This window comes from Leifsonia sp. (assembly GCF_051955155.1).
Lineage (GTDB): Bacteria > Actinomycetota > Actinomycetes > Actinomycetales > Microbacteriaceae > Leifsonia.
Genome location: NZ_JBQCGZ010000034.1, coordinates 46,129 through 63,749, shown reverse-complemented (window position 1 = coordinate 63,749; position 17,621 = coordinate 46,129). Strand labels below are relative to the sequence as shown.

Genomic DNA, 17,621 nt, shown 5'->3' with positions numbered 1-17,621 from the left:
TCGACCGCGGCTCGCGCGGATGTGTCGCCTCAGCAGTGGGCGAGCAGACGGGTCAGCGCATCCTTCTCGGCGGGCGTGACCCACAGCGCGTAGCGCGCCTTCACCGCGACCTGGCGGGACGCGTACGTGCAGCGGTACCCGGCGCTCGGCGGCAGCCAGGTGGCGGCGTCGCCCGCTCCCTTCGCCTGGTTGGTCGGGCCGTCGACGGCGACGAGGTTCAGCGGGTCGTTGGCGAGCCGGACGCGCTGGTCATCGGTGAGCGCCTGGGCGCCGGTCTGCCAGGCGTCCATCAGCGCGACCACGTGGTCGATCTGCACGGCTGCCGAGGTCTGGACGCCGCGCTCGAACACGATCGTCCTGCCCGTGTACGGGTCGTGCAGCGTCCCGGTCAGCACCCGGCAGTCCGACCGCGTCCTGGCGTCGACGAGGTCGCGCGCGAGGATGTCGTCCCTGGTGTCGCAGCCGTTGCCGTCAACATCCCGCCACGCCTCACCGAACCGCTCGACCCGGTCGTAGCCGGTCGCGGGGGCGCGCCCCTTCACCGCGAGCGACGCCAGGAGCTCCCTCGCCTTCGCGGGCGACGGCACGCCGGCATCCCGCCGCGCCGCTGCGGGATCGGCGCCGGTGGTCGGCGCGCCCCCACCGGGCGCGCCCGCGCCAACCGCCCCGGCGTCCTCCCCGCCATCCCGGCCCGAGAGCGCCGCGTATCCGCCGGCACCCAGCACGGCCACCACGACGACGGCCGTGAGCAGCGCCCACGGCGACGACCGCCGCCTGCTCACAGGAACGTGTCGTCCGGGATGCCCCGCTTGGGACCGCGCCCGCCCACGTGGATGCCCGGCCGCTGCTCCGTGGCGATCTCGCCGAGCTCGCGCATCACGCGGCCGAAGAACGGGGCGGCCGTGGCGTTGCGGAACGCACCCGGGTTGAGGTCAGCCTCGTTGCGGAGCCGGATCTCGGCGCGCGCCGCCTCGAGGGGCGCGATGATCTTGGCGCCGTTGCGGTAGCGGATGAGCCGGTGCACCCACTGATCGAGCAGGTCGGGCAGGCCCTTCGGGACGCGATCGTGCTCGGCGGCGAGCGACACACGCGCGCGGCCGGCGGCGGGATCGGGGGCGGCCGCATAGCCGGCCCGCGCGTCCTCCGCCTCGCGACGGCGGCGCTCGGTCGAGAGCACGGAGAGCAGGTCGTCCGCCCGGTTCGGCTGCTGGGCGAGGATCTCCAGCGCGTCCACCGCGGCCGCGAACTCCTCTTCGTAGTCCGCGTACTCGGCCGGGTGCACGGAGCGGTCGTGCGTGAGGTCGGCGCGCGCCGTCACGGCCTGCCCGCGCGTGAGCACCGTGCGGCCGTTGCGGACGCGGTCGAGGCGCCAGGACCACGTGGAGAGCAGTTCGGGCATCAGCTGGCTCATGCCTCCACTGTAGGAACCACCACCGACAGTCTCGTGCCGGACACGGCGACCTCCACCGAGCCGCCGAACCGCGACGCCGCACGCCGCGCCGCGTCCGCCGGATCGAGCGCGAGCGCGAGGTGCGTGAGCACGAGCCTGCGCGCCCGGGCGGCCGCCGCGAGGCCGCCCGCCTGCTCGGGGGTGAGGTGCGCGGGCGGGGCCTCCTCGTGCTCCGCTCCGGCCTCCGCGAGCAGCAGGTCGCATCCCGCGGCCAGCTCCTCGAGAGCGGCGCACGGCGCCGCGTCGCCCGTGACGACGACCGCCGCGCCCTCCGCCTCGGCCCGGAGCGCCCAGGCCGGCACATCGTGGTCGACCGCTCGCCAGGACAGCTGCAGCGATCCGATCCGGCGCGACTGCCCGTCGGCCAGGGACGCGAAGGCGAAGGCCCGGTCGATCCCGCTCTCCGCGCCCCCGCCCAGGAAGGCAACGAGCCGGGAGCGCAGCTCGGGAGGCCCGAGGACCGGCAGCGGCGGACGCTCCGGCAGGTCGCCGAAGCGCAGCGCGTAATAGAGAGGGAGCAGGTCGGCCGTGTGGTCGGCGTGCACGTGCGAGATCCAGACGGCGTCCAGATCCACCGGCGAACGGTGCCGTTGCAGCTCCGCGAGCGTCCCCGGCCCCGCGTCCACGAGGACAGCGGCGCCGTCGTGCTCGAGGAGCGCGCCGGAGCACGGCGCCCCCGGTTTCGGATAGTGGCTCGCCGCGCCGAGGATCGTGAGGTCCATCGCGCGATCGTAGCGCGGACGCTCTCGTCCCGCGGGCCCAGCCGCATAGGGTGGGCTTCATGGATCTCGAAGCCCTCTACCGCGACCTGCACGCCCACCCCGAGCTCTCCTTCGCTGAGCACCGCACCGCCGGCGTGGTCGCCGGCCATCTCACCGAGCTGGGCCTCGAGGTCCACACGGGCATCGGCCGCACCGGCGTCGCCGGCGTGCTGCGCAACGGGGACGGCCCGACTGTCCTGCTGCGCGCGGACATGGACGGCCTGCCGGTCCGCGAGGACACCGGGCTGGAGTGGGCGTCCACTCAGACGGTCGAGGACGAGGACGGCAACACGGTTCCCGTGATGCACGCGTGCGGGCACGACATCCACATCACGTGCCTGCTGGGCGCGGTCGAGCGGCTGGCTGCGACGCGCGACGAGTGGAGCGGGACCGTCGTCGCGGTCTTCCAGCCGGCGGAGGAGCACGGCGGCGGCGCGCAGGTCATGGTCGAGGACGGCCTGTACTCGGTCGTCCCGGTCCCGGACGTCGTGCTCGGGCAGCACGTGACGCCGTTCCCGGCGGGGATGGTCGGCGCGCACTCCGGCCCGGCGATGGCCGCGGTGGATGCCTTCGAGGTGACGTTGCACGGCCGTGGCGGCCACGGCTCGCGCCCCGAGACGACGATCGACCCCGTCGTGATGGCCGCGGCGACCGTGATGCGGCTGCAGACCGTGGTGTCGCGCGAGATCGCCGCGCAGGAGACCGCCGTCGTCACGGTCGGGACGCTGCACGCGGGCACCAAGAACAACATCATCGCGGCGGATGCGACGCTCGGCATCAGCGTGCGCAGCTTCTCGGAGGAGGTGCGCGCCAAGACGCTCGGCGCCGTCGACCGGATCATCCGCGCCGAGGCGCAGGCGAGCGGAGCGGTCCAGGAGCCCGAGGTCTCGTGGGGCGAGCGCTATCCCGTGACCGTCAACGACCCGGACGCGACCGCGCGTGTGAACGCGGCCTTCGCCGCCGAGTTCGGAGCGCAGGCGGTGCTGGAGCCCGGCGCGCTCTCCGGCAGCGAGGACGTCGGCAACCTGGCGACGGCCGCAGGCGTCCCGCTCGTCTACTGGATGCTCGGCGGCGGCGACCCGGAGAAGGTGCTCGCGGCGATGGCCGCGGGAACGGTCGAGTCGGACATCCCGTCCAACCACTCGCCGCACTTCGCGCCGCTCGCGCAGCCGACCATCGGCATCGGTGTCCGCGCCCTCGTCGTCGCGGCGCGGGAGTGGCTCCGGCCGGTCAGCTGACGCGAACCAGGGTGCTCTGCCACCCGGTGGAGCCGTCCGGCGCGATCGGGGTGCGCTTCTCCTCCTGGACGCGCCCGGCGGCGTCCGTCGCGCGCACCGACAATGTGTGCGTGCCGCTGGTCGCCTCCCACGGGAGCGACCACTGCACCCAGGTGTCGGCGTTCACCGGCGTGGAGAGGCGCGCGGGCTGCCAGTCGCCGCCGTCGATCCGGACCTCCACGCTGCGCACGCCCGTGTGCTGGGCCCAGGCGACACCGGCGATGGTGGTGGGGCCCGCGGGCACGGCACGGTCGATGCGCGGGGTGTCGATGCGGCTCGACAGCTTGATCGGCGCCTTCGGGCTGTATCCGCGCGGCGTCCAGTACGCCTGATCCGCGGCGAAGGTGGTGACCTTCAGCTCGGTGAGCCACTTGGTCGCCGAGACGTAACCGTACAACCCGGGTACCACCATCCGGACGGGGAAGCCGTGCTCGAGCGGGAGCGGCTCCCCGTTCATCCCGACCGCGAGGATGGCGTCCCTGCCGGGATCGGTGAGCGCCTCCAGGGGCGTGCTCGCCGTGAAGCCGTCGATGCTGCGGGAGAGCACCATGTCGGCGCCGCGGCGCGGCCGGGTGAGCGCGAGCACGTCCCGCACCGGCACGCCCAGCCAGCGTGCCGAGCCGACGAGGTTGCCCCCGACCTCGTTCGAGACGCACGTCATCGTGATCGAGTACTCGTGCAGGCCCATCCGGAGCAGATCGTCGAAGCTCAGCCGCACCGGCTCGGCCACCATCCCGTCGATCGCGAGCCGCCACGTGCCCGGGTCGACCGAGGGCACCGTCAGCGCCGTGTCCACGCGGTAGAAGTCGCGGTTCGCCGTGAACAGCGGGCTGATCCCCGGCACGTCGAGCGAGGCGCCGTCCGGGATGCGGACCCGCGACCGCGGCGCGGGCAGCCGGAGCGCCGCGCGCACCGCGGCGATCGACGAGGTCGCGGCGGAGCCGAACAGCGAGCCCGCTCCCACGACCGCGGCGCCGACCCCTCCGGCGACGAGTGCGATGAGGAACCGCCGCCGGTCCAGCGGGGACCGGGCGTCCGTCGCCGCGGCCGGCCGCCACGCGCACAGCCGGTCGACCAGGAGCACGAGCGACGCAGCACCGGCGAGCGCACCGAGCGTGGACGGGAGGAAGGCGAGCCCTCCTGCGCCCGCTCGGGTGACGGTGGCGGCCACCGCCGCGACGCCCGCGAGCAGCAGGAGGACCGCTCCCGCGAACCGCCGAACGCGTTCGAGGATCCCCGCCAGAACCGCGCCGACCAGCACCGCGACACCGAGGCTCGCGAGCAGGAACAGCTTGTCGTTCGACCCGAACAGCTGGATGGCGAGCTCCTTCGCCGGGCGCGGCACGATGTCGATCACGAACGATCCGACCGCGAGCACCGGGCCGGCATCGTTCGCGACGAGCACGGCGACCAGCTCCGCGACAGCGAGGAACACGCCAGCGCTCACCACTCCCGCGGCGGCGGCCCAGGCGTACGTGACCGTTCTGCGTCTCATGTCCTCTCTTCGCGACGGGCGCCGGGATCGGATTGCGTTCCGACCGAATCCGGAATCCGACCAATCCGATCGGCGCGTGCCGCCGAACCCCAGTCGACGGCCGCAGTTGCGGCCGCGCGTTCCGGATCACGTCCGAAGGAGAAATCATGCGCACCACCAAGCTCCACGCCGCGGCGTTCGGCGTCCTCGCTGCCGCCGCCCTCGCCCTCACCGCCTGCTCGTCGGGCGCCGGATCCTCGTCCACCGACACCGGGAAGGCGATGACGTCGCCCTCCCCGTCGGCGAGCGCATCCATGGATCCCGCGGCCGATCTCGTCGGCCCGGGCTGCGCCGCCTACGCGAAGCAAGTGCCGTCCGGCTCCGGCTCGGTCGCCGGCATGGCGGAGGACCCGGTGGCGACCGCCGCGAGCAACAACCCGCTGCTCACCACCCTGGTGGCCGCGGTCTCCGGCAAGCTCAACCCGAAGGTGAACCTGGTCGACACCCTCAATGGCGGGCAATTCACGGTCTTCGCACCCGTCGACGACGCGTTCAAGAAGATCGACGCCGCCACGATCGACTCGCTCAAGACCGACGCCGGCGCCGCGACGCTGACGAAGATCCTGACGTACCACGTCGTTCCGGGCCAGATCGCGCCGAAGGACATCGTCGGCACCCACAAGACGGTCGAGGGCGGCGAGGTCACGGTGACCGGCTCTGGCGACAGCCTGAAGGTGAACGACGCGAATGTCATCTGCGGCGGCGTCCACACGGCCAACGCGACGGTCTACCTCATCGACAGCGTGCTGATGCCGGCGAAGTAGTCACACCTCCGCGCCGGCCCGCATCCATACGCGGCCCTGGGCGCGCAGGCCGAGCGTCACGGCCCGCGCGCCCAGGTAGCCGAAGGCGAAGGCGGCCGTGAGTGCGGCGAGGCCCGCAGCGTCGTGAGAGCCCCACGCGACCACGGCGATCGCGAGCGGCACGAACACGGCGACATTGACGACGCCGGTGAGCGCGAGGTAGCGGGCGTCCCCGGCCCCGATCAGCACACCGTCGAGCACGAAGACATAGCCGCCGAGGGGAGCGCTCACGCCGATGATGGCGATGGCGGCCGGCAGCAGCGCCGCGACGGATGCGTCGCTGGTGAACAGCCCGGCGGCGACCGGACTCAGGGCGAGCGTGACGACGCCGAGCGCGGCACCGGCGCCGATCCCCCACTGGACGCAGCGGCGGAGCACCTCGCGGACGTCGTCCAGTTCGCCGGCGCCCAGCCCCTTCCCGACGAGCGCCTGCGCCGCGATCGCGAGGGCATCGAGCGCGAAGGCCAGAGTGGCGAAGACCGTCATCGTGACCTGGAAGGCGGCGAGCTCGTCCGGTCCGAGCCGGGTCGCGGCGAACACCGCGAGCAGCATCGCGGCCCGCAGGCTGGCCGTGCGCAGGAGCAGCCAGCCGCCGGCGCGGGCGGTGCGGCCGATACCGGCGTGATGCGGCAGCAACGGCGCCCCGGCCCGGCGGGCGTGACGGGCGACGATCGCGACGTAGACGAGGACCATCCCCCACTGCGCGACGACCGTGCCGAGCGCGGAGCCGGCGATGCCGAGCCGCATCCCGTAGATGAAGACGACGTTCAGCAGGATGTTCGCCGCGAATCCCGCGACGGCGACCGCCAGCGGCGTCCGGGTGTCCTGCAGGCCGCGCAGCAGGCCGGTCGCGGCGAACACGAGCAGCATCGCCGGCAGGCCGAGCATCGAGATCGTGAGGTAGACGGCTGCCTGTGCAGTGACCGCCGCGGAGGCGCCGAACAGGCCGACGAGGAACGGAGCGGCGAACCAGCCGGCCACGGCCAGGACGATGCCGAGGCCGAGGGCCAGCCAGCAACCGTCCACACCGGCGGCCACGGCTCCCCGCTCGTCGCCCGCGCCCAGCCGGCGCGCGACGGCGGGCGTGGTGGAGTAGGCGAGGAAGACCATGAGCCCGACGATCGTCTGCAGCACGGCGCTGGCGATCCCGAGGCCGGCGAGCGGCGCGACGCCGAGGTGCCCGACGAGCGCGGAGTCGGCGAGAAGGAACACCGGCTCGGCGACGAGAGCGCCGAGCGCGGGCACGGCGAGCCGCAGGATCTCCCGGTCGAGGGGACGCTTCGTGCGTCCGACGAGGGGCACCTTGTTGTCGCTTTCGGGTCGCGAAAGTGACAACTACGTGCCCTTCGGCGGGGTGGCGGGGGCCGCGGTGGTGTTGCCCTGGTGGAAGACGCTCGTGAACGAGGAGGGCCGCGCGGCGGTGCCCTCCAGCATCTCGACGACCGCCCTGCCTGCGGCGCGTCCCTTGTCGACCGCGGGCTGCACGAGCGTCGTCAGGTCGTACGGCCAGAGGCCGTCGACGCGCACACCGTCGAACCCGACCACGCTGAGATCCGCGGGCACCTCGAGACCCAGCTCCTCAGCGGCGCGGATCACGCCGGCGGCGAGCAGGTCGCTCTGCGCGATGATCGCGGTGGGCCGGTGGGCCGGATCCGACAGCAGCGCGGTGCCGGCGATGCGGCCCTCCTCCACGAACGAGCCGCGCGTGATCCAGCCGCCCGCGCCCGGGAAGACATCGTGCGCTCCGGCCAGCCGGTCGAGCGCGGTGGTGGAGGACGCCGACGCGAGGGCAGCCGGGGCGAGCGGGCCGCGCGCGCGATCCCTGGTCAGCGAGAGGGTGACGACCGCGACGTCCCGATGGCCGAGGTCGTGGAGGTGCTGCGCGGCGATCCGGGACGCCTCCCGGTTGTCCTGTCCGATCGTGAGCACATCGTCGGCCGGGTCGCCCTCGATGGCGACCAGGGGGATGCCGCGCTGGCGCAGGGCGGCGACCGACTCGTCCAGCCGCGGGCTGCAGCCGATCAGCACCACGGCGTCCATCGGGGCGTCCTCCACCCGCTGGGCGGCGTCGCCCGCGTCGGTGAGGATGAGGAGGCCGGCGTCCACCGCGGCGATCTCCTCGGCGATGCCGTCGAGCAGCGCGATCTTGATCGGGTCGCGGAACGCGTCGCGCACGCGTTCCTCCATCACGACACCCACGATCCCGGACCGGCCGCGGCGCAGCGATCGCGCCCGCGGGTCGGGCCCGGCGTAACCGAGCTGCTTCGCCGCGGCGAGCACGCGCTCGCGGGTGGCGTCGGAGACCGGGCCCGTGCCCGAGAAGGCCAGGGAGGCGGTCGAGTTGGAGACGCCCGCCAGCTTGGCGACCGCGGCGAGCGTCGGCCGGGCGCTCGCGGAGACTGTGCTGCTGTCGTTCACGTGTGGTCGCTTAGTCGAATCGTTTCGATCGAAACGATTCGAGCGCCGAAACCGGCGCTCAGCCCCACCAGACCAGCTCACCAGACCAGCAGGATCGCCGATGTCACAGCCGACCCCGAACAGCACCCGCAGCCGCCGCGAACTGAGCGCCTGGCGCAACGCCGTCTTCGTCATCTTCATTCTGAGCGGGCTCGCACTGGCCACCTGGGTGGCGCGCATCCCCGGCGTCCGCGACGACCTCGGCCTCGGCACCGACCCGTCGTCCGTCGGCCTGCTCATCCTCGGGATGTCCGTGGGCGCGATCGTCGGCCTCACCGTCTCCTCGCCGCTGCTGGTGCGCTTCGGCCCGCACAAGGGCATGGTCGGCGGCCTCGTGATCGTCGCGGTCGGAACGGCGCTGATCGGCGTCGGCTCGACCGTGCTGCACGCCGTCCCGCTCGTGGCGATCGGCCTCATCCTGCTCGGCTTCGGCAACGGGATGGTCGACGTGATGATGAACGTCGAAGGCACGGCGGTGGAGCGCGAGATCGGCAAGACGCTGATGCCGCTCATGCACGCCTGCTTCAGCCTCGGAACCGTGATCGGCGCGGGACTCGGCGCCGCGGCCGCCGCGCTGCACGTCGCGGTGGTCTGGCACCTGGGGCTGGTCGCGGTGGCGGTCGTCGTCGCCGCGGTGATCGCCATCCGCTTCATCCCGCGCGAGGCTGAGCTCGGCGACGAGGCGGAGGAGAAGCCGCGCGTGCCGTTCGGTCAGCGCATGCGCACCGCGCTCGCGGTGTGGGCGGACTGGCGCCTCATCCTGATCGGCGTCGTCATGCTCGGCATGGCGTTCGGCGAGGGATCGGCGAACGACTGGGTGGCGCTGGCGGTCGTCGACGGGCACGGCCAGTCGAACTCGACCGGCGCCATCGTGTTCGGCTGCTTCGTCGCGGCCATGACGGTCGGGCGCGTGCTGGGCGGCCCCGTCGTCGACAGGATCGGCAGGGTCGCCGCCATCCGGATCACCGCGGGGATGGGCGTGATCGGCCTGCTGCTGTTCATCCTCGGCGGCCCGATGTGGGTGGTCGTCCTCGGCACGGTCCTCTGGGGCCTCGGCGTCTCGCTCGGCTTCCCGCTCGGGATGTCGGCGGCGGCCGACGGGTCCACCAACACGGCTGCGCGCGTCTCGGCCGTCGCGATCATCGGCTACTGCGCCTTCCTCGTCGGGCCGCCGCTGATCGGCTTCCTCGGCAAGGAGTTCGGCATCCTGCACGCGCTGTTCCTCATCCTCGCCCTGCTCGTCGCGAGCCTGCTCGCCGCCCCGGCGGTGCGCCCCGTGAAGCGCGAGGAGCCGGTCGCCGAACCCGCCTGACCTGCCTGACCCGCCCACTGTGCCCGTTCGGAACGGCTGTCCCTGCGCGAGCAGGGGGCGAATGTCCCGAACGGGCACAGTCGCGGGTTAGAGGAAGACCAGGCAGACGGGGGTCGGGACCGGGTTGGCGCTCAGCGGGGTGAGGGCGCGGCCGGCGGGGTCGAAGGCGAAGACCGTCACCTGCCGGCCGTCCTGGCAGGCGACCAGGACGCGGTCGCCCTCCGGCGACAGCACGAGGTCACGCGGGGTCGCACCGCCGGCGGGCACTGCCGAGACGAAGGCGACGCGGGATGCCGCGGCGTCGAAGGCGAACACGGCGACCGTGTCGTCGCCGCGGTTGGTCACCAGCACCGTCCCGCCGTCCGCCGAGACGCGCACCGCAGCGGACAGGTTCGGTCCGTCCGCGCCGGGCGAGCGGGTGGAGACGCTGTGCGCGCGGACGAAGCGGTCGCCGTCGCGGCGCAGCACGTCGAGCGTGCTGTCCAGCTCGTTCACGAGCAGGGCGTGGCGCCCGTCCGGGTGGAAGGCGAGGTGGCGCGGCCCCGATGCGCCGGTGACGACCGTCGCCTCCGGGCGGAGGGCGAGCGCGCCGTCCTCCGACAGCGCGTACCAGCGGACCTCGCCCAGGCCGAGGTCGACCACGACGACGTCGCCCGTGACCGGGTCGACGCTCAGCTGGTGGACGTGCGGGGCGTCCTGCCGCGCCGGGTCCGGCCCGTGGCCCTCATGCTGCACGAACGCCGTGCGCTCGCCGAGCGTCCCGTCCGCCGCGATCGCGTAGACCGAGACCGTCCCGCTTCCGTAGGTGCCGGTGAGCAGGAAGCGGCCGGACGGGTGCACGACGACGTGGGCGGGCGAGTCGCCGCCCGCCGAGTCGACCCCGCGCGGGTAGAGGCCGCCGTCGCGGAGCTCGATGGTCGCGACGGCGCCGTCCGGACCGGTCTCCTCGACCGCGTAGACGTGCCCGCCGCCCGGTGCGACGGCCAGCCACGATGGGTTCCGCAGCGGCACCTCCAGCCGCGCCTCCGACAGCCGGGTGCCGTCGAAGGTCGCGGAGAGCAGCCCGGGTGCGATCCCGTCCACGTGCGGGAGACGCTCGGTGTACGTGCCGATGAGGAGGCGGTGGTCCATGGGCCCATCCTGGCAGGACCGTCCGACGCCGGGCGTGCGGGGCGACACCGTACACTTGTCCGGTGCGCCTCGTGATTGCCAACTGCTCCGTCGACTACGCTGGCCGGCTGAGCGCTCACCTGCCGCTGGCCAGACGGCTGCTCATGCTCAAGGCGGACGGCAGCCTGCTCGTGCACTCCGACGGCGGCTCCTACAAGCCGCTCAACTGGATGAGCCCGCCGTGCACCCTCACGGTCGACGAGCCCGACGAGCTGCAGCGCGAGGCCGGCATCACCCAGGTCTGGCGCGTCACCCAGGCGAAGACCGCCGACATGCTCGTCGTGTCCATCCACGAGGTGTTCAGCGACACCGCGCACGAGCTCGGCATCGACCCCGGCCTGCAGAAGGACGGCGTTGAGGCGCACCTGCAGAAGCTGCTGGCCGAGCAGATCCACCTGCTCGGCGACGGCCATGTGCTGGTCCGCCGCGAGTACATGACCGCGATCGGGCCGGTCGACATCCTGGCGAGGGACGCAGGCGGCGCCTCGGTCGCGGTGGAGCTCAAGCGCCGCGGCGACATCGACGGCGTCGAGCAGCTCACCCGCTACCTGGAGCTGATGAACAGGGACCCGCTGCTGGCGCCGGTGACCGGGGTGTTCGCCGCGCAGGAGATCAAGCCTCAGGCGCGCACGCTGGCCGAGGACCGCGGCATCCGCTGCCTGGTGCTCGACTACGACGCGATGCGCGGGCTGGACGACAGCGATTCGAGGCTGTTCTGATGCCGGCGCCGCAGGGACGCTTCCCGCAGAGCTACGAGAACGGACCGGTCCGCAAGGCCCTGGCCGCCATCTCCGCCGAGCCGACGATCGAGAACCTGGATGCGCTGCTCGCGGCCGCGACGAAGGGCGGGCTGGTGGTCGACGTCACCGGGTCGAGCGCCGACGACGTCCGGCTGCGCACGATCAGCTCCACCACCGGGGAGGCCGTCCTCCCGCTCTTCACTTCGATGAAGGCGCTGCGCACGGCCGTCGGCGCCGCCTCCGGCACGGGCACCCGCGTGCAGGCGATCGTCGTGCCCGCCGTCGAAGCGCTCGGCTACATCCGCACCGCCGACTTCGTCGCCGTGCAGTTCGACCCCGGCGCCCCGCACACGATGGTCGTCGCCCGCTCGCACATCGAGTCCGCCCTCAGCGAGCGCTGAGCGGCCGTTCGGATACGCCACATATCATGGGACTGCTATGACCAACCCGACCCCGACGCCCACTGTCACCCGAACGTGGACGTGCATCCTCTTCGACCTCGACGGCACCCTCACCGACTCCGCGCCCGGCATCACCTCGTCGCTCGCCCGGACGTTCGAGGCCGTCGGCCTGCCCGTCCCCGCGCCCGCGCAGCTGGTGGAGTACGTCGGCCCGCCGCTGCTCGACTCCCTGCAGAGCATGGCGGGGATGGACGAGGCCGCCGCGCGCGACGCCCTCGCCGTCTACCGTGCCGACTACGCGCGGCACGGCGCGTTCGACAGCGCGGTCTTCCCCGGAATCCGCGGCCTCCTGCAGCGCCTGCACGCCGCGGGCATCCCGCTCGCCGTCGCCACCAGCAAGCCGGAGGCGCAGGCGGTGCGCATCCTCGAGCACTTCGGCCTCGCCGCGTACTTCGACGTGATCGCCGGAGCGACGGAGGACGAGAGCCGCAGCGCCAAGGCGGATGTGGTGGAGGAGGCGCTGCGCCGGCTCACCGAGCGCGGCTTCGACCTCGCGCACACCGTCATGGTCGGCGACCGCCAGTACGACGTCGAGGGAGCGGGCGAGCACGGCCTGCCGACCATCCTGGTCGAGTGGGGCTACGGCTCCCCCGCCGAGGCCGCCGGCGCGATCGCCGTCGTCCACTCCGCCGATCAGCTCAGCTCGCTGCTGCTCGGCTGAGACCACTCGCAGGCAGACCGGAGGGTCCACCGTCGGGGGTCGCGCAGTAGGCTGGAGTGTTGCACACCGCACCACATACAGCACTAGGAAGAAATATGCGCACAGCTAAGTCGATGATCGCCCCTGCCGCTCTCGTGGCGGCCCTGACAATCGCCTCGCTCGCCGGCTGCTCCGGCACCGGTTCGAACGCGAGCGACAGCCCGACCGCCGAGGCCACCACCGCGGCCTCCCAGTCGCTCCCCTCGGACTTCCCGAAGAGCGACGTGCCGATCATCCCCGGCACCATTCTTGTCGCCCGTGGCGACAAGGAGAACGGCTGGTCGGTCACGGTCCAGCCCGACAACAAGACCGGTTTCGCCGACGCCAAGGCCGCCCTCGAGAAGGCGGGCTACAAGGCGCAGGCGGGAGCCACCGACACCAAGGCCGTCTACACGAACGATAAGTACACGGTCGCCGTCGGCACGCCCGGCGTCTCGGTGACCTACCTCGTCACCGCCAACTGACGCCCCGGCGCCCAGCGCCGCCGAGCACAGGGAAACCGTCGCGATCGAGCTCGATTCGCGGCGGTTTTCCTGTGCTCGGCGGCCTCACGCGTCGATGATGCGGACCAGCTCGTCGATGAACGCGGTGAAGGTGTCCGCCCTGCGGATCAGGCCGAGCACCGCCTCCCGGTCCGAGAACACCTCGACGAACTGGTCGAAGACGGTCTGGAAGGCCGCGCGGCCGCCGGCGGAGAACGCGATGAACGCGATCACGTTGACGCGGGCGTCCCCCCAGTCCATCGCGGTGTCGTTGACGACGATCGCGATGGCGGTGCGCCTGGCGCTCATCGTCATCGCGTGCGGCACCGCGAGCGAGTCGGTGAACGCCGTCGACGACATCTGCTCGCGCTCGATGGACTGGGCGACGTAGTCGGCGTCGATCGCCCCCGCCTGGATCATCCGGTCGCCCAGCGCGCGGATCATCGTGATCGCGTCCCGCGCGTAGAAGTTGCGCAGGAACAGGCTCTCGTCGAAGTACTCCAGCAGCTCGCTCTTGATCGCCGCCCTGCGCCGCTGACGACGGATGCGCGCGACCGACTGGCGGATGTGCTCGACGTCGGTCTCGGTCAGGAACGGCTGCACGATGATCGCGTTCTCGCGCCTGCCCCGCGGGTCGATCGTGGTCAGCACGAGGTCCGCGTCGATGCGCGACCAGTCCGCGTCCGCCGTGGTGATCACGCTGGTGATGTCCAGCTCGTCGCCGAGCGCGCTCTCCAGGCGCTCGCGGAGCAGGATGTGCATGTCGTAGTAGTTCGGGCAGACGACGGCGCAGGTGACCGCGTCCCTTCGCCGCGACTGCTGCTCCAGGTAGGCGCCGACGTGCATCGCGATGTACGCGATCTCGTCGTCGTTGACCTCGATGCCCTCCGCGGACTGCAGCCGGCTGGCGATGTAGACCGCCAGCTCGTAGATCATCGGGTAGGAGCTCTTGATCGACCGGGTGAGCGGGTTGCGCGAGTAGGTCTTCTCGTGGGCACGCGCCACCAGGTTCTGCACGTGCAGCGTCAGCCGGACGATGAAGTTCTCGTCGCGCAGATCCACCAGGTACTCGGCGGAGGCGCGGGAGACGATGCCGCGCACGACCGCCAGGTCCTCCTCGCTGACGAACTCCTCCACCGTGTCGCTGCCGGCGCCGGGGGCGATCACCCTCGTGCGCATCAGGATGGCGAGGTAGCGAAGCTCCGTGGCGTCCAGCTCCACGTCGAAGTGGGTGCGGATGAGTCCGCCGAGATCGTCCGCGAGCGAACGGATGGTGTCGCTGACCCCCGGGTCGCCCGCCGCGGGAAGCACCCGGTCCTTCGCCACCCGGTCCAGGGCGACGGCCATGTGCAGCAGCACGTCGTTGATGCCGTACTCGTTGACGAAGAACCCGCGCGCGTCGAGCATCGCGACGAGGTCGGCCTTGAACTCGCTGAGGCCCGTGGATGCGAACGCCTCCTGGATGCGCGCGACGTCGACGACGCTCTGCCGCATCTCGTCGCGGAACAGCCGGCTGATCAGCTTGCGCCTGGCGATCTCCGGGCCGGCCAGCCGCGCGACCGGCCCCTGCCGCTCCAGCGTCAGCTCGGTGCCGGAGAGCAGCCCGCGCATCCGCGTGAGGTCGGACTCGATCGTGGACTCGGACACGAACAGGCTGTCGGCGGTCTCGTAGACGTCGACGCCGTCCGGCTCGTCGAGCAGCCGGCGGGCCAGGAAGACGAGCCGCTCCTGCGGCGAGCCGGCGTCCGCATCCTGGCCGGTGTCCGCGAGGAGCGCGGCGTAGGCGTCCGGTCGCACGCGGTAGCCGTTCGGGCCCGACTCGACCGCACCGCCGAGCGCGGCGACGTAGCTGCGGATGCTGCGGGTGGTCACCCCGAGGTCGTGTGCGAGCTCGGCGGCCGTCACCCAGGCAGCACGGCGCGAGAGGATGTCGAGCATCCTCGCCTGCTTCGCCGAGAGCGCCACCGGGGACCACCTTTCCGTACCGAGTCAACCACCCCGGGCCCCGCTGACGAGAGGTTTCCGCCCGGCTTTCCGCACCCCAGGAAGAAACGCTGCTGGAACCGGGCCGCGGGCGGGGGGAGCATGGCAGGCGATCCATCAGCTCCACTCGAAAGGCCAGGTCGATGAAGATCGTCGTCGTCTGCGGCGCGGGCGCCTCCAGCACGTTCGTTGCCGTCAAGCTGCGCAGCGCCGCCGCGGCGCGCGGGCTGCAGGCCGACGTGACGGCCGGGAGTGCGAGCCAGCTCACCTCGCTCGACGGGATCGACGTCGTGCTCGTCGGGGCCCACCTCGAGTCGTCCGTCCCCGGCCTGCGCGCCAGGGCCGCGGAGAGCGGGACCGCCATCGCGGTGCTTCCGCCCGTCTCGCCGGCCGCGCTCGACGGAGCGCGCGCGCTCGACCTGGCCCTCGAAGCGAAGGCGGCGGCACTATGAGAGCGGACGCCGTTCCACAGAGGGAACCGGCCGTCGACGGAACAGAAGGAGACAACCATCATGGCTGAGCGGATCATCACTGTCGGATCGAGCCACGGGCTGCACGCCCGACCGGCGAAGCTGTTCGTGGAGGCGGTGAACAACTCCGGCGCCGCGGTGCAGCTCTCGAAGGAGGGCGGCAAGAGCGTGGACGCCGGGAGCATCCTCGGAGTCATCTCGCTCGGCATCGACCACGGCGACAAGATCATCCTCACCACGGACGCGCCCAACGCCGACGCGGTGCTCGACGACCTGGCCGAGATCCTCGCCACGGACCACGACGCCTGATCATGAGCGACACGACGACGCAGCTGACCGGGGCCGGCATCGGCCAGGGGGTCGCGCTCGGGCGCGTGCTCCGGATGTCCGACCCGCTCCCCGAGCCCGCCGACGAGGCGAGCACCCGCACGCCGGAGGAGGAGAAGGCGCGCGTGACCCAGGCCGTCGCGGCGGTCGGGGCCGACCTGCGCGCCAGGGCCGCCACCGTGTCCGGCGTCGCCGCCGACGTGCTCGAGGCGCAGTCGATGATGGCGGAGGACTCGACCCTCGCCGACGACGTCGCCTCGCGCATCGACGGCGGCAAGACCGCCGAGCGCGCGGTCTACGAGGGCTTCGCGGTGTTCCGCGACATGCTCATCGGACTCGGCGGCTACATGGGCGAGCGCGCCACCGACCTCGACGACGTGGCGCAGCGGGTGATCGCCGCGCTGGAGGGGCGCCCGGCTCCCGGCGTCCCCGAGTCGGACGAGCCGTACGTCCTGGTCGCCCGCGACCTGGCCCCCGCCGACACCGCCCTGCTCGACCTGACGAAGGTGCTCGGCCTGGTCACCAGCGAGGGCGGCCCGACCTCGCACACCGCCATCCTCGCCCGCGAGAAGGCGATCGTCGCGATCGTCGGCGTCGCGGGGGCGGAGGCCCTGGCCGACGGCACAGAGGTCGTCGTCGACGCGGCCGCCGGGACCGTGACCATCGCCCCGGACGCCGACCAGCGCGCCGACGCCGAGCGCCGCATCGCCGACCGCGCCGCCGCGCTCTCCGGCGGCCTGGAGCCCGGCGCGCTCGCGGACGGCACGAGCATCCCGCTGCTGGCGAACCTCGGCTCGGCCGACGGCGCGGAGAAGGCGCTCGCGGCCGGAGCGGAGGGGGTAGGCCTGTTCCGCACCGAGTTCCTGTTCCTGGATGCGCGGATGGCGCCGACCGTCGAGCAGCAGCGCGAGCAGTACGTCGCACTGCTGCAGGCCTTCCCCGGCATGAAGGTCGTGGTCCGCGTGCTCGATGCCGGAGCCGACAAGCCGCTCGAGTTCCTCAACGACGCGCACGAGGACAACCCGGCGCTCGGCCTCCGCGGCCTGCGCGCGCTGCGCGCCAACGAGGACATCCTGCGCGAGCAGCTGACCGCCCTCGCCGAGGCGGACGCCGCGACAGAGGCCGACCTCTGGGTGATGGCGCCGATGGTGGCCACCGTCGAGGAGACCAGGTACTTCGTCCGGCTCGCGACCGAGTTCGGGCTCAAGACCGTCGGCGTGATGGTGGAGGTCCCTTCCGCCGCTCTGCTCGCCGACCGGGTGCTCGAAGAGGCGGCGTTCGCCTCCATCGGCACCAACGACCTCACGCAGTACACGCTCGCGGCCGACCGCCTGCTCGGCTCGGTCGCCGGCTTCCAGGACCCGTGGCACCCCGCCGTCCTCCGCCTCATCGGCGACGTCGGCGCGGCGGGCGCGGCGAAGGGAAAGCCGGTCGGGATCTGCGGCGAGGCGGCGGCGGACCCTCTGCTCGCGGTGGTGCTCGTCGGACTCGGCGCGACCACCCTCTCGATGTCGCCGGCGGCGATCGCCGACGTGCGGCTCTCCCTCACCCGTTACACCCTCGACCAGGCACGCGTCCTGGCCGAGGCAGCCCTGGCCGCCGACGGTGCGGCCGAAGCCCGGGATGCGGTCCGCGCGGCCGCGGCCCGGTTCACCCCCTAACCCGGGTAGCCCTTACCCCGACAAGAAACGAGG

At 72.7% G+C, this 17,621-nt stretch carries 18 protein-coding genes; 10 read left to right on the top strand and 8 right to left on the bottom strand.

Annotated features, from left to right (window positions below):
• Window positions 1-29: 29 nt before the first annotated feature.
• Genes ACTHMF_RS03605 through ACTHMF_RS03595 form a run of 3 tightly spaced genes read right to left on the bottom strand, consistent with a single transcriptional unit; the run spans window position 30 to window position 2,172 of the window.
• A complete protein-coding gene (locus tag ACTHMF_RS03605) occupies window positions 30-782 on the bottom strand; it encodes an HNH endonuclease family protein (RefSeq protein ID WP_440316330.1) in 753 nt (250 codons plus the stop codon).
• Entirely contained in the window at window positions 779-1,411 is a 633-nt protein-coding gene (locus ACTHMF_RS03600) for a hypothetical protein (RefSeq protein ID WP_440316329.1), read from the bottom strand. The genes ACTHMF_RS03605 and ACTHMF_RS03600 overlap by 4 nt, the downstream gene beginning before the upstream one ends.
• On the bottom strand, window positions 1,408-2,172 hold the full coding sequence (locus ACTHMF_RS03595) for an MBL fold metallo-hydrolase (RefSeq protein WP_440316328.1): 765 nt from the start codon (window positions 2,170-2,172) through the stop codon (window positions 1,408-1,410). Before ACTHMF_RS03595 ends, ACTHMF_RS03600 begins: the two co-directional genes overlap by 4 nt.
• A gap of 59 nt (window positions 2,173-2,231) precedes the next feature.
• Here ACTHMF_RS03595 and ACTHMF_RS03590 point away from each other — a divergent pair, with 59 nt between their 5' ends.
• Window positions 2,232-3,449 carry an amidohydrolase gene (locus ACTHMF_RS03590; protein WP_440316327.1) on the top strand — a complete coding sequence of 406 codons (1,218 nt, stop codon included), beginning with the start codon at window positions 2,232-2,234 and terminating at the stop codon, window positions 3,447-3,449.
• Here ACTHMF_RS03590 and ACTHMF_RS03585 read toward each other — a convergent pair.
• Window positions 3,442-4,983 carry a molybdopterin-dependent oxidoreductase gene (locus tag ACTHMF_RS03585; RefSeq protein ID WP_440316326.1) on the bottom strand — a complete coding sequence of 514 codons (1,542 nt, stop codon included), beginning with the start codon at window positions 4,981-4,983 and terminating at the stop codon, window positions 3,442-3,444. The two genes, ACTHMF_RS03590 and ACTHMF_RS03585, sit on opposite strands and share 8 nt — an antisense overlap.
• Before the next feature lie 146 nt (window positions 4,984-5,129).
• Between ACTHMF_RS03585 and ACTHMF_RS03580 the strand changes: the two genes are divergently transcribed.
• On the top strand, window positions 5,130-5,786 hold the full coding sequence (locus ACTHMF_RS03580; RefSeq protein WP_440316325.1) for a fasciclin domain-containing protein: 657 nt from the start codon (window positions 5,130-5,132) through the stop codon (window positions 5,784-5,786).
• On the opposite strand, the gene ACTHMF_RS03575 is transcribed toward ACTHMF_RS03580, so the two are convergent.
• Both ACTHMF_RS03575 and ACTHMF_RS03570 read right to left on the bottom strand, forming a co-directional pair.
• The gene (locus ACTHMF_RS03575; protein ID WP_440316324.1) at window positions 5,787-7,127 is read right to left on the bottom strand and encodes an MATE family efflux transporter; all 1,341 of its coding nucleotides are present in this window, start codon (window positions 7,125-7,127) and stop codon (window positions 5,787-5,789) included.
• 33 nt (window positions 7,128-7,160) lie between these two features.
• Window positions 7,161-8,243: a LacI family DNA-binding transcriptional regulator gene (locus ACTHMF_RS03570; RefSeq protein WP_440316323.1), complete on the bottom strand. Its 1,083-nt coding sequence runs from the start codon at window positions 8,241-8,243 to the stop codon at window positions 7,161-7,163.
• 100 nt (window positions 8,244-8,343) lie between these two features.
• On the opposite strand from ACTHMF_RS03570, the gene ACTHMF_RS03565 reads away from it, so the two are divergent.
• Window positions 8,344-9,594 carry an MFS transporter gene (locus ACTHMF_RS03565; RefSeq protein WP_440316322.1) on the top strand — a complete coding sequence of 417 codons (1,251 nt, stop codon included), beginning with the start codon at window positions 8,344-8,346 and terminating at the stop codon, window positions 9,592-9,594.
• A gap of 87 nt (window positions 9,595-9,681) precedes the next feature.
• Here ACTHMF_RS03565 and ACTHMF_RS03560 read toward each other — a convergent pair whose 3' ends face one another.
• Window positions 9,682-10,725 (bottom strand): lactonase family protein, encoded by a 1,044-nt coding sequence (locus ACTHMF_RS03560; protein WP_440316321.1) that lies wholly within the window; start codon window positions 10,723-10,725, stop codon window positions 9,682-9,684.
• A 62-nt stretch (window positions 10,726-10,787) separates the two neighbouring features.
• Here ACTHMF_RS03560 and nucS point away from each other — a divergent pair, with 62 nt between their 5' ends.
• The 4 genes from nucS to ACTHMF_RS03540 all read left to right on the top strand — a co-directional run bounded on the left by nucS (window position 10,788) and on the right by ACTHMF_RS03540 (window position 13,129).
• Window positions 10,788-11,483: an endonuclease NucS gene (gene nucS / locus ACTHMF_RS03555; RefSeq protein ID WP_314147984.1), complete on the top strand. Its 696-nt coding sequence runs from the start codon at window positions 10,788-10,790 to the stop codon at window positions 11,481-11,483.
• Window positions 11,483-11,905, top strand: a complete 423-nt coding sequence (locus ACTHMF_RS03550) for an SseB family protein (RefSeq protein WP_440316320.1) — start codon at window positions 11,483-11,485, stop codon at window positions 11,903-11,905. Before nucS ends, ACTHMF_RS03550 begins: the two co-directional genes overlap by 1 nt.
• Window positions 11,906-11,942: 37 nt before the next feature.
• A complete protein-coding gene (locus tag ACTHMF_RS03545; RefSeq protein ID WP_440316319.1) occupies window positions 11,943-12,626 on the top strand; it encodes an HAD hydrolase-like protein in 684 nt (227 codons plus the stop codon).
• Between the two features lie 95 nt (window positions 12,627-12,721).
• Window positions 12,722-13,129, top strand: a complete 408-nt coding sequence (locus tag ACTHMF_RS03540) for a hypothetical protein (RefSeq protein ID WP_314147980.1) — start codon at window positions 12,722-12,724, stop codon at window positions 13,127-13,129.
• An 84-nt stretch (window positions 13,130-13,213) separates the two neighbouring features.
• Here the strand turns inward: ACTHMF_RS03540 and ACTHMF_RS03535 are convergent, their stop codons facing one another.
• A complete protein-coding gene (locus tag ACTHMF_RS03535; RefSeq protein ID WP_440316318.1) occupies window positions 13,214-15,112 on the bottom strand; it encodes a BglG family transcription antiterminator in 1,899 nt (632 codons plus the stop codon).
• A 161-nt stretch (window positions 15,113-15,273) separates the two neighbouring features.
• Here ACTHMF_RS03535 and ACTHMF_RS03530 point away from each other — a divergent pair, with 161 nt between their 5' ends.
• The 3 genes from ACTHMF_RS03530 to ptsP are packed head-to-tail and all read left to right on the top strand — an operon-like array spanning window position 15,274 to window position 17,588.
• On the top strand, window positions 15,274-15,582 hold the full coding sequence (locus ACTHMF_RS03530) for a PTS sugar transporter subunit IIB (protein WP_314147978.1): 309 nt from the start codon (window positions 15,274-15,276) through the stop codon (window positions 15,580-15,582).
• A 60-nt stretch (window positions 15,583-15,642) separates the two neighbouring features.
• On the top strand, window positions 15,643-15,909 hold the full coding sequence (locus ACTHMF_RS03525; RefSeq protein ID WP_314147977.1) for an HPr family phosphocarrier protein: 267 nt from the start codon (window positions 15,643-15,645) through the stop codon (window positions 15,907-15,909).
• A gap of 2 nt (window positions 15,910-15,911) precedes the next feature.
• Window positions 15,912-17,588 carry a phosphoenolpyruvate--protein phosphotransferase gene (gene ptsP / locus ACTHMF_RS03520; RefSeq protein ID WP_440316317.1) on the top strand — a complete coding sequence of 559 codons (1,677 nt, stop codon included), beginning with the start codon at window positions 15,912-15,914 and terminating at the stop codon, window positions 17,586-17,588.
• Window positions 17,589-17,621 lie beyond the last annotated feature (33 nt).